This window comes from Ralstonia sp. VS2407, assembly GCF_052950655.1.
This window is the reverse complement of record NZ_JBRFVG010000155.1, coordinates 1-513: the sequence shown is the minus strand read 5'-3', so window position 1 is coordinate 513 and position 513 is coordinate 1. Positions and strand designations below refer to the sequence as shown.

At 72.3% G+C, this 513-nt stretch carries 1 protein-coding gene; it reads left to right on the top strand.

Annotated features, from left to right (window positions below; genetic code table 11):
- Window positions 1-513, top strand: a 513-nt coding sequence (locus tag ACU8YE_RS24365; RefSeq protein ID WP_446929949.1) for a beta-L-arabinofuranosidase domain-containing protein, incomplete at both ends; no start/stop codon positions are given.

The following is a 513-nucleotide window of genomic DNA, read 5'->3' as shown; positions in this document are numbered from 1 at the left end:
GCGGCACGCTGGCGCTGCTGTTCACGTTCCTGGCCGGGCTGTCGCTGGACGGCCAGCGCTACATCTACGCCAACCCGCTGCAGGTCCGCGAGGGGCACATGGCCGGCGGCAACGACCGCGACTACGCCCGCAAGCCGTGGTTCCACTGCGCCTGCTGCCCGCCGAACGTGATGCGGACGCTGGCCTCGCTCGAGCACTACGTGGTGTTGAGCAGCGCGGACCGGGTGCTGGTGCACCAGTACATCCCGGGAATCTACGCCACCGCCGTTGCCGGGGGTGAGGCCAGCCTGCGGGTGGAGACGCAGTACCCCGGGGACGGCCGGGTCCGGGTCGTCACCGAGTCGACACCGGGCGGCAGCTGGGCGTTGAGCCTCCGCCTGCCGCACTGGGCCGAGGGGGTGGCCCTCTCCGTCAACGGGGAGGAGCTCGAGGTCGTGGCCGAGGGCGGCTGGCTGACCGTCACCCGGGAGTGGAGCGACGGCGACGAGCTGGTGCTGGACCTGCCGCTGGACG